The sequence below is a fragment of the Antrihabitans auranticaus genome (assembly GCF_016481275.1).
Classification (GTDB): Bacteria; Actinomycetota; Actinomycetes; order Mycobacteriales; family Mycobacteriaceae; genus Antrihabitans.
Genome location: NZ_JAEMNW010000008.1, coordinates 51,005 through 64,637, shown reverse-complemented (window position 1 = coordinate 64,637; position 13,633 = coordinate 51,005). Strand labels below are relative to the sequence as shown.

The window sequence follows — 13,633 nt, the reverse complement described above, 5'->3', positions numbered from 1 at the left end:
CTAACTGACTCTTGAGTAAGTTAGCGTAGCGCCACACTCACGCGTTCTAGAAACCAGCGGTGAGCCTATCGGACATCCACCGGAAGCGGTGACGGCACATGGGAGGGATTCGTCTCATGGCGCTGGACGCCCCGACCGAGGTGGCCGACCTTGCCCGGCATGCACGCAACGTAGTGGTACTCACGGGCGCGGGGATGTCGGCCGAAAGTGGCGTTCCCACATTTCGGGACGCGCAGACCGGCCTGTGGGAGCAGTACGACGCCACAGCACTCGCCACACCGCGGGCGTGGAACGCCGATCCCGACCTCGTGTGGGCCTGGTACCAATGGCGCAGCGCCCTCGTGCGACGAGCGGCGCCCAACGCCGGGCACCGAGCTCTCGCCGACTGGTCACGTGGCGCAGACGTCCGCATCGTCACGCAGAACGTCGACGACCTGCATGAACGCGCCGGCAGCAATGTCGTCGCACATCTGCACGGCAGTCTGTTCGCACCGCGGTGCGATCGCTGCGGGCAACCGTTCGATCAGATAGATCCGCCCGACGAACCCGCGGAACGAACTCCTCCCCCGCGTTGCGATTCGTGTGGCGGCGCGGCCCGGCCCGGAGTCGTCTGGTTCGGCGAAGCGTTGCCCGAAGAACCGTGGGAACGCGCGCTCGCGGCAATCGCGAACGCGGATCTCGTCGTGGTCGTCGGCACGTCCGGCGTCGTGTACCCAGCGGCGGGCCTTCCATCGCTCGCGCGCGAAGCCGGGGTGCCGACCATCGAGATCAATCCCGACGTGACTGACCTCACAGAGCAAGTCGATCACATTTGGCGTACAACCGCCGCGAGAGGACTACCGATCTTGGCTGCCTGTGCGAACTGAGCGACTCACAGCAATCGTCGTCGGCGCCGGTGTCGGAGGCCTCACGGCTGCGATTGCGTTACGCGCCCAGGGTGCGCACGTCGAAATCTACGAAGCCGATGTTGCGCCCCGAGTTTCCGGCAGCGGACTCGGCGTACTCGGCGGCACTCGGCGCATCCTCGAAGGGCTCGGAATCGACGTCGACGGGATCTCCGTCGGCCATCGCCTCGACATTGTCGAACTGCGCACGCAGCGCGGCAGACTGATCCGGGCCTTGCCGCTGCGGGCGTTGTCGGTGAACGGACCACCCACCAGCATTCAACGCAGCCAGCTCGTGAACGTCCTGCGCAAGGCGGCCGGTGACTGCCCGGTCCACTACGGCGCCGAGCTTGCCCGCTACGACATCGCGGATTCGAAGGTGACCATCACCTGCACGGACGGGCGACGGGCCACCGCGGACATCCTCATCGGTGCGGACGGTTTTCGCTCGGCAGTCCGCTCCCAGCTTGCTGGAGTCAATCCGATCACCGAGTACGGCTATGTCCGCTGGCTGGCCGCGATCCCGTACCCCGAGGCGCGCTCGGCCGACGGGTTCGTCCGGCATTACTGGGGTGCGGGCCAACGGTTCGGAATCGTCGATCTCGGCGGCGGCAGCGCATATTGGTGGGGAACACAGAACATGCCGGTCGAGCACGCGCGCGAATGGCGCGGCGGAAATGCCGAGGTGCTCGCGGCATTCGACGGCTGGCCGGACGAAGTGCTCGAAGCGATCTCCGATACGCCCGATGAGTTGATCGGTGGTGTGCCCGCACAGGACCGCCCCTTCCTCGAGCGCTGGGGTTCCGGACCGGTCACACTCATCGGCGACGCAGCCCACCCGATGCTCGCGAGTTCGAGCCTCGCGGCGGGTTCGGCGATAGAGGACGCATTCGTTCTGTCGAAAGCACTCCATCGCGCGCCCGACCCCATTGCGGCCCTACGCCGTTACGAGGACACTCGCCGCGAGCCGGCGCGTGCGCTGGTACTCCGGTCGCGACGCCTGAACAGGATCGAACAGATCGGCAATCCGCTCGGTAGAACGGCGCGTGACCTCGCAGTTCGCTATGCGCCGGAAGCGTTGCTGCGATACGCGGCGATCAGTGAGTTTTACCCCCACTCAGGCGAGATTCGCCCAGGGTCATACTGACCACATGGGCAGCTGCATTTTCTGCAAGATCGTCGACGGCGACGCGCCGGCCACCAAGATCTACGAGGACGACGACGTCCTTGCATTTCTCGATATTCGCCCGATCATGCGTGGGCACACACTCGTCATCCCGAAGAAGCACGCGACCGAACTCGAGGACCTCCCCGCCGACATGGGCACGAAGGTTTTCCGCGTCGGACACGGGCTCGCGCTGGCAATGCGCCGCTCCGACCTGGACGCCGACGGCGCAAATCTCGTCATCAACGACGGCAAGTCCGCCTTCCAGACGGTCCCGCACGTGCACCTGCACGTCATACCGCGCCGATCCGGCGACAAGCTCAGATTCGCGAAGGGCTTCGTGCTGCGCCGCGGCGGCGATGCCGAAGCGACCGCGACGGCCATCAAGGCAGGCATGGACCGCTTGGAGAGCGAACACCTGTGATCAGGCCCGACGTGATCGACTACCACTTCGATCCGATGTGTCCGTTCGCGTACCAGTCGTCGATCTGGATACGCGAGGTCGCACGGCTCACGGATATGCGGATCGATTGGCGATTCTTCAGCCTCGAAGAGATCAACCGCGTCGAGGGCAAGAAGCACCCATGGGAACGGCGGTGGTCGTACGGCTGGTCGTTGATGCGAATCGCGGCGCTGTTGCGCCGGCGCGATCCTGAGCTCGTGGATCGCTGGTACTTCGCCATCGGCCACGAACTGCACGACCTCGCAGGTAAGCCGCACGATGAGTTTGTCGCACGCCGACTACTGACCGAACTAGGCCTCGACGCGGGGACGCTGGACGAGGCAATCGACGATCCGACCACGCACGACGACGTGCGCTCCGACCACCAGCGCGTGGTCGACGCCGGCGGGTTCGGTGTGCCGACGATCTTCTTTCCGGACGGCCAGGCACTCTTCGGTCCGGTGCTCGTCGATCCGCCGAAAGGCGACAAGGCTCTTCGGCTGTGGGATGTCGTCACCGGGCTGCTCGAGTTCCCGAACGTGTACGAACTGCAGCGTCCGAAGGGCCCCGCGCAGGCACAGGCGATCGCCGAGAGCCTGCGTCCTTACGTTCGCGGCAGGGATTGGGTCAGCATCAATCGCGGCGAAGTCATAGATCTCTCATCGATCGCCAACAGTGAGGAGACAGCCCGATGATCGACAAGGCCGAGGTGACCGGCGCGCTGTTCGAGGAGTGGGCGACGATCGAGGCCGTGATCGGCCAACTCGACGAGTCGCAGTGGCGACTGCCGACGTGCCTACCGAACTGGAATGTTCACGCCGTCGTGGCGCACCTCATCGGAACCGAATCCTTCCTCGCCGGAATCCAGCCGCCGGACAGTGGTGTCGATGTCAAAGAACTTCCACATGTACACAATCCGATCGGCGAACTGAACGAGCGCTGGGTCATCGGCCTCCACGATCTATCCGGCGCCGAGATGGTCGAGCGCTTCAGCTCGATCACAGCGCAGCGCCGGCAAGCACTGTCCGCGATGCCGCAGGCGGAGTGGGAGAAGGAATCCTTGTCGCCGCTCGGCCAGGTGCCATACGGCCGGTTCATGCGGCTTCGCATATTCGACTGCTGGATGCACGAACTCGACATTCGTGACGCGGTCGGCCTGCCCGGCGACGAGGGCGGTCGGCGCGGCGAGCTGGCGTTCCTGGACATCCAGGAAGCGCTCGGATTCGTCGTCGGCAAGCGAGGTAAGGCTCCGGACGGTGGTCGCATCTCCCTCGAACTGACCGGACCGCTGGCACGGACGATCGCTATCTCGGTCGACGGGCGTGCACGCGTCGTGGACCAATTCGACGACGGTCCGACGACCGTCATCCGCCTGGATTCCGGATTGTTCGTCCGGCTGTGCGGTGGCCGAACTACAGCCGCCGACCACGTCGCGGCGATAGAACTCGAAGGTGACACCGAGGTGGGCCGGCGGATCGTGGACAACCTGGCATTCGTGTTCTGACCCGTGCGTCTATTCCTGTCGTCCTATCGCTTCGGCGCGCATCAGGAGCGACTTCTTCAGCTGCTCGGCGACCGGCCACGCTCGGCAGCCGTCATCGCAAACGCAGCTGATGCCTGGCCGCCTTCCGCGCGCGCGTCGGCAGTGGTGAGCGATCTGACGCCCCTGCGCCGACTCGGATTCACCGCGCGCGAGGTGGATCTGCGCGACTACGTCGACCACGCCGACCGCCTTGCGGCAACTCTCGCCGACCACTCGCTCGTGTGGGTACGCGGCGGCAATTCGTTCGTCTTGCGCGCCCAGTTCGCCCGCAGTGGAGCGGATTCGGTCCTACCGGACCTACTTTCCCGCGATGTCCTCGCCTACGCCGGCTACAGCGCGGGCGCGTGCGTTCTGACGCCTTCGCTCCGCGGCTTGGAAACGCTCGACGATCCGGGCGAGGTGTTGCCGACGTGTGGTGTCGACCCAATCTGGGACGGCCTCGGGCTCGTGCACAAACCGATTGTGCCGCATTGGCGCTCGCCGATGTCCGATTCCGATGAGATCGATGTGGTCGTAGCCGATTTCCGCAGCCGGGGTGTCGATATTTGGGCGCTGACCGACGAGCAGGCCGTCGTCGTCGACGGCGAGTCGATCGTCGTCCACTGAATCAGCTGATGTCGGCAAGCGGCGCGAAGCGGTCCAGCACCGACCACGTGACCGAGCACCGGCGGCGCGTCATCTCGTCGGCGTCGGCCAACAGCACTTCGAGGAGGTCCTTGGGACGCTGCCGCCAGCGATCGCCGACTGCGTCGATGGTCGCTTCGTCGAACAACCCAGACCTGTCGAGTGCCTCGAGCCACTCGCCGATGTCCCCGCGGTGAATCTGTTCGATGCTGTCGTAATCGACTCCGCCATCGATGAATTCGTAGCTGAACATCGCTGCGATCAGGTCTCTGACGTTCTTGTGGTCGACATCCATGATGTGTGCCTTCCGTGCTCGCCGCCCGTTCGCTGAGGTTAACTGCGCGGCGGGCAATTTTCCGTCGCACATCCGCCACGATCCGGTAACAGAAGTGACGGATGTGACGATTGGGACTGGCTGGCTCCGAATGGGAATTGTCGAGCTCTTCGCGACGTTGCACAGTTGCGACGACGAAAGGCGGCCGATGACTTCGCAGGCGACCACAAAGATCGTGCACAACCAGGCGCAGAGCCGGTTCGACATCTATCTGGACGACGTCCTGACCGGCTACGCCGAGTACTCCGAACACGCGGGCGTACGGGACTTCAACCACACGCTGACCTACCCACAGTTCCGCGGCCACGGCCTTGCTGCGAAGGTGGTGGAAGCCGCGCTCGACGCATCGCGCGCCGACGGCTTCAAAGTGGTTCCGACCTGCTGGTTCGTCGACCAGTTCATCGGCCAGCACAAGGAATACGCCGACCTGCTGGCCTGAGCGCCGGATTCGCCATGGGTTCATGACCCGGCCACGGCGGGGCCATGGTTGCGCAAGCTGAGGCCCGAACAATCCGGTTGTGGCGATCTCGCGGCGCAGGCTGCTGGGTTACGGAGCAACTGGCGCAGCGGCAGTCCTGTTGGGCACCGGCGCGGCATCGAGTTCGAAGCCCTACCGCTCGCACCGACTCGACGGCAATCCGTTCTCGCTGGGCATCGCTTCGGGCGACCCGGCACCGGACGGGTTCGTGTTGTGGACGCGCCTGGCACCCGACCCGTTCGCTCCCGATGGTTTCGGCGGCATGCCCGATGCGCCGGTGACTGTCTACTACGACGTCGCACACGATGAACGCTTCACGAGAATCGTGCGGACCGGAGCCACGGTGGCCGTGCGCGCTCTCGGCCACTCCGTGCATCCCGAGCTCTACGGCTTGGCGCCGGATCGTGTGTACTACTACCGTTTTCGGACCGATAACGCCGTCTCGGAGACAGGCCGAACCCGGACAACTCCGGCGCCCGGCGCCGACAAGCGTGCCCTGAACTTTGCCTTCGCGTCGTGCCAGTACTGGAACGACGGGTTCTACACCGCCTACGACCACATGGCAGCCGAAGACCTCGACGTCGTCGTCCATCTCGGTGACTACATCTACGAGGACGGGCTTGCCGACAACAACCGCGGTGTCGACGTGGACCGTCAATTCTATGGCGAGGCTTACGATTTGGCCGGCTACCGCCTGACGTACGCGGCTTACAAGTCCGAACGACCGCTGCAGCGGGCACACGCACAGTTCCCCTGGATCGTGACAATGGACGACCACGAGGTCGAAGACAATTGGGCCCGTGACATTTCCGTACTCGACGCCGAAGTCGATCAGTTCACGGCGATGTTCCGGCGGCGGCGCGCCGCCGCCTTCCAGGCGCTCTACGAACACCAACCGTTGCGGGCCGCGCAGGTACCCGCCGGACCGGGGATGCGACTGCACCGGCGCATTGCGTACGGCGACCTCGCCGAATTCACGATGCTCGACACCCGGCAGTATCGCGACGATCAAGCCTGTGGCGACGGTCAGGTCACGCGTTGCCCGGACAGGTTCCGGACCGATCGCAGCCTGCTCGGACCGCAGCAGCGCACATGGCTGATCGATGGGTTTTCGACCTCGACTGCGAAGTGGCAGGTGATCGGCAACCAGGCCCCGATGGGCCAGACCGACCTGGACCCCGGGCCCGCGGTCGAGGTGTCGACCGATGCTTGGGACGGCTACGTCGGCGATCGCAACGAGGTCCTGCGCCAAGCAAAGATCCGAGGAGTCGACAACCTCGTCGTCATCACCGGCGATCGGCATCAGAACTATGCGTCGGACCTGCGCACCAGCTTCGAAGATCCCGATTCACCTGTCGTCGCAAGCGAATTCGTCGGAACGTCGATCACCAGCGGTGGCGACGGTTCGGAGACCTCGGCCGCCGACGAGATGTTGCTCGCTGCGAACCCCAACTTGAAATTCGTGAACGGCCAACGCGGCTACGTCCGAGTCCACGTCGAACAGGATCTGTGGCGCACGGACTTTCGCGTAGTCCCGTACGTAACGCGCCCCGGCGCACCGATATCGACAAGGGCGAGTTACGTTCTCGAAGATCGCTCCACCGACGGCGTCACGCTCAGCTGAATCCGAGCACCTCGTCGCCCCACGTCTCGCGCAACGATCGATCGGGGTCGGCAACGACGGCGTCAGCGGTGTCGATGAGCAGCGTAAGGCGTTTGGCTTCGTCATAGGGCGGCCAGTGCTTGGACCCGTCTATTGCTGCCGGAACCCCATGCGCCGCAAAGGCGAGCCAACGGCGCTGGATCCGGCCGGAGATCTCGAGGGCGGTTTTCCGGCCGCCGAGCCAGAACGTGGGGTCGACGTTGAGCGTCCCGAAATTACCGAAGACGTAGGGCAATTCGGTTCCATGGCTTGCGCCGACCCGCGCAGCCTTCAGCATCGGCGTCGCGTGATCGAAGCGGTAGAACCAGGTCGGCGAATGCCGGCTGTGCCCCTCGGCAACCCACAGGCTCGGCATGCGGAACCCCGCATCGGTGGAAATTGCCATTGCCCCTTTAGCTTTCGCGACGTCGGGATACGCGGAGATGATCTCGGCGAGCCGTTCGGGGGAAAGGTCCGGGTGGTCCTCGGCGATTCCACGCAGCATGGCGTTGACAGCATCGGGAGTGACCGGCAGCAGCGGCGACTTGATGAAGCGGAACAGCGCCGCCTCTTCTTCGTTGGTTCCGATGATGAACGGAATGCGATGGGACAAACCCTTTTTGAACGCAGCTACCGGATAGCCCGGAACGATGTCGCCGTCGACGACCGGCGCCGCCGCGAGCGTGCCGGGCGCGTTCGCCGACGTCTCGTCCGACAGCGCATCGCTGGCCGCGATCACCTCCATGACAGGCATCTCGTAGAGCCGACCGACGTCCGCGGGCTCGACGCCCGCGATTTCGAGATACCGACGCGCGACGCTTGCCCCGCGTTCGGCGCCGTACACCGAGGTCGCAGGCGAGCTTTGCGCGATCGCACCGTGGAAGAGTCCCGCGGCGCGCGGCGAGGTCATCAACGTCGTCACCGACCCGGCGCCCGACGATTCGCCGAAGACGGTTACGGCGCCCGGATCGCCACCGAATGCCGCGATGTTGTCGCGTACCCATTCGAGCGCAGCGATCTGATCGCGCAGGCCGAGGTTCGTCTCGAAGATGTGGTCGGGTGTGGAGAAGGACGACAGATCGATGAAGCCGAGCGCGCCGAGGCGATAGTTCATCGACACGACAACGACATCACCCAGTTCGCTCAGTAACCGGCCGTCGTAGATCTTCTGCGCGGACGTCCCCAAGCAATAAGCGCCGCCGTGAATCCAGACCATGACCGGCCGGGGCTCGCCGTCCGTCGCCGGGGACCACACGTTGAGCCACAGACAATCCTCGCCCGGTGTCAGGTTCGGATCGATGGGCACTTTCCCGATGGTTTGCGGTGCAATCTGGCCGTACTCGGTGCAATCGCGCGGGTCGTCCCAGGATTCCGGTGCCTGGGGGCTTCGGAAACGCAGGCTGCCGACCGGCGCCGCCGCGTACGGGATGCTCCGCCACATCGATGTCTTGCCCGCGCGGAACCCTCGAACAGGCCCATAGGCGGTCGCAACGATCGGTGAGTCCGGTTCGGCTTCGGCCGCAACTGCCACGCTGGGTTCGAGGTCCACGCGATCCAGCGTAAGCGAACCGCCTGCTACCCTCTCTGGATTGACACGGGGTGCTCCGGACCTGGAGCTGAGATGAGACCCGCGAACCTGATGCAGGTAATGCTGACGAAGGGATGTCATGGGCACCTTTACCGACCGCCTATGGGACGAGACCAAGCAGATTCGTGCTGCGATCGACGAGCTGGACTTTCTCCAGCAGCTCGGTGCCGGCACGCTGCCGCTCGACGTCTTCCGGACGTACATCGAACAAGACGCCCTCTACCTGGAGGGTTACACGCGAGCGTTAGCGCTGCTCGCCGCTCGCTCGCCTGACCCCGGCACGGCCGGGTTTTGGGCGACCGCCTCGGCAACCGCGGCCACTGTCGAGCTTTCGCTGCACAACGAGCTGCTGACCGGCGGTTCGCTACCCCCGGCCACGGGTACGCCGACGCACTCGACTGCATGCCTCGCATACGTGTCGTACCTGATCGCGACGGCGGCCACGGAGTCCTATCCCGTCGCCGTTGCCGCCGCACTCCCCTGCTTCTGGATTTACGCAGAGGTTGGGCGTCGCCTCGCGGCCGAAGCCAAGACCGTCCTGGACGCAGATCCCGCCCACCCGTATGCGAAGTGGGTCACGACCTACGACAGCCAGGAGTTCCAGGACGAGGTGCTCCGTGCGCGTGAGCTGACCGACACGGCTGCGGAAAAGGCCACCGACGCCGAACGCGAGGCGATGGTGGTCGCGTTCGGTATCGCCGCCCGATACGAGCTCATGTTCTGGGACACCGCGCTGTACCCCCAGCCGTGGCCGGCGTGAGAGGGACCGAAATGAAATCGAAGTATTTTCGTCGGCTGGCCGGTTCTGTTGTCGCCACGGTTGCGGTGTTTTCCAGCGCGACCGGCTGCTCGAGCACCGACGACGCAACGAGCAATTGCACGGTTGCCGCGGACGCGCCAACGGTCCGTTTCGCCCTCGACTGGACGCCGAACACGAACCACACCGGATTGTTCGTCGCGCAGCAGAAGTGCTTCTTCGCCGACGCCGGACTGAACGTCGAAATCCTCCCCTACAACGACACCTCACCCGACACGCTGATCGACTCCGGCAACGCTGAGTTCGGTATCAGTTTCCAGAGTTCGGCGACCTTCGCGAAAGCGTCCGGCGCCGATACGGTTTCGGTGCTAGCACCGCTGCAACACTGGGCGACCGCGATCGGTGTCAAGGCAGATCGAACCGATCTGACGAGTCCCAAATCGCTCGACGGCTTGACCTACGCCGGCTTCGGTGACGCGGGTGAGGTGCAAACGCTGCAGCAGGTGATCCGTAACGACGGTGGCACAGGCGATTTCAAGGACGTCACCCTTGTAACCGCGGCGTACGAGGCCGTGTACGCGGGTCAGGCCGACTTCACCGTTCCCTACATCGAGTGGGAAGGTATCGAGGCAGAAGAGCGCGGTACGCCCTTCCGCTACTTCCATTACACCGATTACGGCTTCCCCGACGCCTACGCAATCATCGTCAACGGCAGCCAATCGTGGCTGTCGAGTCACCCCGACGAGGCCCGCAAGTTCGTCGGAGCGCTGCAGAAGGGCTATCAGCTCAGCGCCGACGACCCCGCACAGGCAGCGCAGTTGTTCCTGGACGCGAACCCCGACATGAAGGACGACTCGGAGCGGATCACGCTGAGCCAGCGCAACCTTGCCGAGAAGTACATGCTGGATTCGAGCGGGCAGGTCGGCACGCAGACGCTCGAGCAGTGGACCGGATTCTCGCGCTTCCTTTTCCAGAACGGCGTCTTGGTCGACGAAGCGGGAAACACGCTGACCTCCGAGCCGGATTGGTCGACGTACTTCACCAATGAGTACCTCGGCACTGCGTAGATTGGCGCCGCGTAGATTGGCGCCGCGGGGTTCGGCGCCGCGCACCGTGGCGCTGCGGCGGTTCCTCCCCGCCCTGGTCGCCTTCGCCGTGTTGCTCACGGCGTGGCAGCTCTACGTCGTTGTCAACGACGTTCGCCCGCAATTGCTTCCGTCGCCCGGACGGGTGGCGACGGCGGGCTGGGACCACAGGGATGCGTTGACGACGAACGCGATTGCCACGCTGAAAGTCACACTCGCGGGGTTCGCGGTATCACTCTGCGTCGCGTGGCTGCTCGCAGTCGCCATCGACTTCTCGACGTGGTTGCGCCGCGCGCTCGTCCCGGTCTTCGTCACCTCGCAGACGATTCCGATCATCGTGCTCGCACCGTTGATGATCACCTGGTTCGGGTTCGGCCTCTTCCCGAAGGTTCTGCTCGTTGCGCTCGCGACGTTCTTTCCGCTTGCGATCGGCTTGATCGAGGGCTTTGCGTCCACCGATCGTGATGCAGGAGCGCTGTTACGCAGCATGGGGGCGTCGCGGTGGAAGGAGTTTCGCTACGTGCGGCTGCCGAACGCGCTGCCACGGTTCTTCACGGCGCTACGGATCGGGATCACCTACGCGGTTGTCGGCGCAATCTTCGCCGAATACGCCGGTGCCCAATACGGTTTGGGCGTCTACATGGCACGCCAGAAACAGGTGTTCCGGACCGACCTCGTCTTGGCCGCGATCGCTGTCACCGCGGTGATCAGCATCGCCCTGTTCCTCGCGACCTACGCGGTCGAGCGTGTCGTTGCCCCATGGACACGTCTCGAAAAGCGGTCGAAATGACAGTCCAGGTCGGCGGTCTCGTGAAAGCGTTCGACGCTCGCGCGGTGCTCGACGGGGTGTCGTTCACCGTCGAAGAAGGCGAGTTCGTCGCCGTCATCGGACCGAGCGGTTGTGGCAAGAGCACGATCTTCAACATGCTGGCCGGTCTCGAAACACCGGATTCGGGCAGCATCCTAGTCGGTGGCGATACGCCGACGGCCCGATCGCACTGTGCCTACATGCCGCAGAAGGACCTCCTCTTTCCCTGGCGCACCGTCCTCGATAACACGACGCTGGGCCTAGAGGTCCAGGGTGTGCCGAAGAAGCACGCGCGTGCCCAGGCGCGGAAGTTGTTCGGTACCTTCGGCCTCACGGGCTTCGAGGAGGCTCGGCCATTCCAGCTGTCGGGCGGAATGCGCCAGCGGGCGGCAATGCTGCGCACTGTTGTACAAGGTCGCGACGTACTGCTGCTCGACGAACCGTTCGGTGCGCTCGACGCCCTGACTCGAACGGAAATGCAGACATGGCTGCAACAGGTCTGGCAGGACTATCGCTGGCTGGTGCTCATGATCACCCACGACGTGCGCGAGGCAATCTTCTTGGCCGACCGCGTGATCGTGCTGTCGGCCAGACCCGCGCGGGTCAGACGCGAACTCGTCGTGAATCTACCCAGACCTCGGACACTTTCGACGATGACCGCGCCGGAGTTCGTCGCCATCGAACGCGAGTTGATCGCGATCCTGCACGAGGAGATGCAGCAGGTCAGCGATCCGGCGTGACACGATCGGCATGTCCCAGATCGCGGTCCGGATCGACCCGGTCGCGGACGAGTTGCTTGAGAACGGTGATCTCGGGAAAGCCACCCTGCTCCTTCCGATCCCAGATCAGCTCGTCGCCGACCGTGACGCGGAAGATCCCACCGGTGCCGGGAATCAGCGCGACCTCGCCGAGTTCCTGAGCGAACGTCTGCAACAACTCCTGCGCCATCCACCCCGCACGAAGCAACCACTGACACTGCGTGCAGTACGTGATCGCCACTCGCGTGGCCGGTTGCGTGGAAGTCATGACCGCACGCTACCCAACCGCTCCGCGCGACTCTGGAGATACCGCTGCTCGGGCGTGCTGGTCGTCCGCCTGGCCGCGTCGTTGTAATACTCACGCGCAGTTGCCTCGTCGCCGAGCATTTCGAACAGGTGCGCCCGCACCGCGCTCAGCCGGTGGTGTTCGGCGAGGCGGCTGTCGGAATCGAGTGCGGCCAGCATGTCGAGTCCCGTCTGCGGTCCGTCGACCATCGCAACGGCGACGGCACGGTTGAGCGTGACCATCGGGCCGGGCGAAATCTGTTCCAGCACACCGTAGAGTTGCGCGATCTGCGCCCAGTCGGTCTCCTCCGACGACGGCGCTTCGTCGTGTACCGCGGCGATCGCGGCCTGAATTTGATACGGCCCAACCGGTTTGTCGGCGAGCGCTGCAGTCACGATCGCGATGCCTTCGTCTATCGAAGCGCCGTCCCAGACCGAACGGTCCTGTTCGGCGAGCGGTACGAGCGAACCGTCGGAGGTCGTACGCGCAGGCCGTCGCGCATCGGTCAGCAGCATGAGCGCGAGCAGGCCCGCACTTTCGCCGTCGTCGGGCAGCAGCGCAAACACGATGCGCGCCAACCTGATCGCTTCTCCGGTGAGATCCGGTCGCTGCAGATCGTCTCCGGCCGTCGCCGTGTAACCCTCGTTGAAGATCAGATACAGGACATGCTGGACGACCTCGAGCCGCTGTTGCCACTCGTCCTGTGTCGGCATCCGAAACTGCGCGCCCGCCTTCTTGACGCTCGACTTCGCGCGGCTGATGCGTTGTGCCATAGTCGTTTCCGGAACGAGGAAGGCCTTCGCGATCTGGTCGGTCGTCAGTCCGCCGACCGCCCGCAGGGTCAAGGCCACCTGTGACAAGCCCGTCAACGCCGGGTGGCAGCAGAGAAACAGCAACTTGAGCGTGTCGTCCTCGCCCAGCGGAGGCTCGTCTGCAGGCGGTGCGTACAGATCCTCGGGGCGCTCCAGCGCGATGATGTTGTTTTCCCTGCCCCGTCGAGCTTCGTCGCTACGGAACTGATCGGTAAGCCGCCGCGAGGCCACGGTGATGAGCCACGCTCGCGGGTTCGCCGGCAGACCGTCCTTCGGCCACTGGGTCGACGCTGCGAGGAGTGCCTCCTGCACCGCGTCCTCTGCGGCGTCGAAATGTCCGTACCGCCGGACGAGCGCGCCGAGCACGTGCGGCGCCAGCTCGCGAAGTCGATCCTGGAACTCGCGGCCGGCGCTCACGCACCCATTC

General features: G+C 64.8%; 16 protein-coding genes and 1 riboswitch. Of the genes, 12 read left to right on the top strand and 4 right to left on the bottom strand.

What is annotated here, in order from left to right:
- The first annotated feature begins 116 nt into the window (after positions 1 to 116).
- The 6 genes from JGU72_RS25755 to JGU72_RS25730 are packed head-to-tail and all read left to right on the top strand — an operon-like array spanning position 117 to position 4,640.
- Positions 117 to 866 carry an SIR2 family NAD-dependent protein deacylase gene (locus JGU72_RS25755; protein WP_199686964.1) on the top strand — a complete coding sequence of 250 codons (750 nt, stop codon included), beginning with the start codon at positions 117 to 119 and terminating at the stop codon, positions 864 to 866.
- Complete coding sequence (locus tag JGU72_RS25750; RefSeq protein ID WP_199686963.1) at positions 856 to 2,031, top strand: FAD-dependent monooxygenase; 1,176 nt, start codon at positions 856 to 858, stop codon at positions 2,029 to 2,031. Before JGU72_RS25755 ends, JGU72_RS25750 begins: the two co-directional genes overlap by 11 nt.
- 4 nt (positions 2,032 to 2,035) lie before the next feature.
- Positions 2,036 to 2,473 carry an HIT family protein gene (locus JGU72_RS25745; protein WP_199686962.1) on the top strand — a complete coding sequence of 146 codons (438 nt, stop codon included), beginning with the start codon at positions 2,036 to 2,038 and terminating at the stop codon, positions 2,471 to 2,473.
- Entirely contained in the window at positions 2,473 to 3,186 is a 714-nt protein-coding gene (locus JGU72_RS25740) for a mycothiol-dependent nitroreductase Rv2466c family protein (RefSeq protein WP_307828614.1), read from the top strand. Before JGU72_RS25745 ends, JGU72_RS25740 begins: the two co-directional genes overlap by 1 nt.
- Entirely contained in the window at positions 3,183 to 3,995 is an 813-nt protein-coding gene (locus JGU72_RS25735) for a maleylpyruvate isomerase family mycothiol-dependent enzyme (protein ID WP_199686961.1), read from the top strand. Before JGU72_RS25740 ends, JGU72_RS25735 begins: the two co-directional genes overlap by 4 nt.
- 3 nt (positions 3,996 to 3,998) lie before the next feature.
- The gene (locus JGU72_RS25730) at positions 3,999 to 4,640 is read left to right on the top strand and encodes a Type 1 glutamine amidotransferase-like domain-containing protein (protein ID WP_199686960.1); all 642 of its coding nucleotides are present in this window, start codon (positions 3,999 to 4,001) and stop codon (positions 4,638 to 4,640) included.
- Position 4,641: 1 nt separating this feature from the next.
- Here the strand turns inward: JGU72_RS25730 and JGU72_RS25725 are convergent, their stop codons facing one another.
- A complete protein-coding gene (locus JGU72_RS25725; RefSeq protein ID WP_199686959.1) occupies positions 4,642 to 4,953 on the bottom strand; it encodes a hypothetical protein in 312 nt (103 codons plus the stop codon).
- On the opposite strand from JGU72_RS25725, the gene JGU72_RS31465 reads away from it, so the two are divergent.
- Complete coding sequence (locus JGU72_RS31465) at positions 4,952 to 5,431, top strand: GNAT family N-acetyltransferase (RefSeq protein ID WP_374101158.1); 480 nt, start codon at positions 4,952 to 4,954, stop codon at positions 5,429 to 5,431. The two genes, JGU72_RS25725 and JGU72_RS31465, sit on opposite strands and share 2 nt — an antisense overlap.
- Before the next feature lie 79 nt (positions 5,432 to 5,510).
- Positions 5,511 to 7,094, top strand: a complete 1,584-nt coding sequence (locus JGU72_RS25715; RefSeq protein ID WP_199686957.1) for an alkaline phosphatase D family protein — start codon at positions 5,511 to 5,513, stop codon at positions 7,092 to 7,094.
- Here the strand turns inward: JGU72_RS25715 and JGU72_RS25710 are convergent.
- Complete coding sequence (locus JGU72_RS25710; protein ID WP_374101157.1) at positions 7,087 to 8,661, bottom strand: carboxylesterase/lipase family protein; 1,575 nt, start codon at positions 8,659 to 8,661, stop codon at positions 7,087 to 7,089. The two genes, JGU72_RS25715 and JGU72_RS25710, sit on opposite strands and share 8 nt — an antisense overlap.
- Positions 8,662 to 8,697: 36 nt before the next feature.
- Positions 8,698 to 8,792: riboswitch (TPP riboswitch) on the top strand.
- Between JGU72_RS25710 and JGU72_RS25705 the strand changes: the two genes are divergently transcribed.
- The 4 genes from JGU72_RS25705 to JGU72_RS25690 all read left to right on the top strand — a co-directional run bounded on the left by JGU72_RS25705 (position 8,780) and on the right by JGU72_RS25690 (position 12,090).
- Complete coding sequence (locus tag JGU72_RS25705) at positions 8,780 to 9,460, top strand: TenA family protein (protein WP_199686956.1); 681 nt, start codon at positions 8,780 to 8,782, stop codon at positions 9,458 to 9,460. It overlaps the preceding riboswitch by 13 nt.
- Before the next feature lie 11 nt (positions 9,461 to 9,471).
- Complete coding sequence (locus JGU72_RS25700) at positions 9,472 to 10,524, top strand: ABC transporter substrate-binding protein (protein WP_199686955.1); 1,053 nt, start codon at positions 9,472 to 9,474, stop codon at positions 10,522 to 10,524.
- A complete protein-coding gene (locus JGU72_RS25695; RefSeq protein WP_199686954.1) occupies positions 10,502 to 11,332 on the top strand; it encodes an ABC transporter permease in 831 nt (276 codons plus the stop codon). The genes JGU72_RS25700 and JGU72_RS25695 overlap by 23 nt, the downstream gene beginning before the upstream one ends.
- On the top strand, positions 11,302 to 12,090 hold the full coding sequence (locus JGU72_RS25690) for an ABC transporter ATP-binding protein (protein ID WP_374101156.1): 789 nt from the start codon (positions 11,302 to 11,304) through the stop codon (positions 12,088 to 12,090). The genes JGU72_RS25695 and JGU72_RS25690 overlap by 31 nt, the downstream gene beginning before the upstream one ends.
- On the opposite strand, the gene JGU72_RS25685 is transcribed toward JGU72_RS25690, so the two are convergent.
- A complete protein-coding gene (locus JGU72_RS25685) occupies positions 12,074 to 12,376 on the bottom strand; it encodes an Rdx family protein (protein WP_199686953.1) in 303 nt (100 codons plus the stop codon). The genes JGU72_RS25690 and JGU72_RS25685 overlap by 17 nt on opposite strands.
- Complete coding sequence (locus JGU72_RS25680; protein WP_199686952.1) at positions 12,373 to 13,623, bottom strand: RNA polymerase sigma factor; 1,251 nt, start codon at positions 13,621 to 13,623, stop codon at positions 12,373 to 12,375. Before JGU72_RS25680 ends, JGU72_RS25685 begins: the two co-directional genes overlap by 4 nt.
- Between the last annotated feature and the right edge of the window lie 10 nt (positions 13,624 to 13,633).

Bases quoted from the DNA above. Each gene is read 5' to 3' on its own strand.
- JGU72_RS25755 (WP_199686964.1), top strand. From the start codon at position 117: ATGGCGCTGGACGCCCCGACCGAGGTGGCCGACCTTGCCCGGCATGCA.
- JGU72_RS25745 (WP_199686962.1), top strand. From the start codon at position 2,036: ATGGGCAGCTGCATTTTCTGCAAGATCGTCGACGGCGACGCGCCGGCC.
- JGU72_RS25735 (WP_199686961.1), top strand. From the start codon at position 3,183: ATGATCGACAAGGCCGAGGTGACCGGCGCGCTGTTCGAGGAGTGGGCG.
- JGU72_RS31465 (WP_374101158.1), top strand. From the start codon at position 4,952: ATGATGTGTGCCTTCCGTGCTCGCCGCCCGTTCGCTGAGGTTAACTGC.
- JGU72_RS25725 (WP_199686959.1), bottom strand. From the start codon at position 4,953: ATGGATGTCGACCACAAGAACGTCAGAGACCTGATCGCAGCGATGTTC.
- JGU72_RS25705 (WP_199686956.1), top strand. From the start codon at position 8,780: ATGGGCACCTTTACCGACCGCCTATGGGACGAGACCAAGCAGATTCGT.
- JGU72_RS25700 (WP_199686955.1), top strand. From the start codon at position 9,472: ATGAAATCGAAGTATTTTCGTCGGCTGGCCGGTTCTGTTGTCGCCACG.
- JGU72_RS25695 (WP_199686954.1), top strand. From the start codon at position 10,502: ATGAGTACCTCGGCACTGCGTAGATTGGCGCCGCGTAGATTGGCGCCG.
- JGU72_RS25690 (WP_374101156.1), top strand. From the start codon at position 11,302: ATGGACACGTCTCGAAAAGCGGTCGAAATGACAGTCCAGGTCGGCGGT.
- JGU72_RS25685 (WP_199686953.1), bottom strand. From the start codon at position 12,376: ATGACTTCCACGCAACCGGCCACGCGAGTGGCGATCACGTACTGCACG.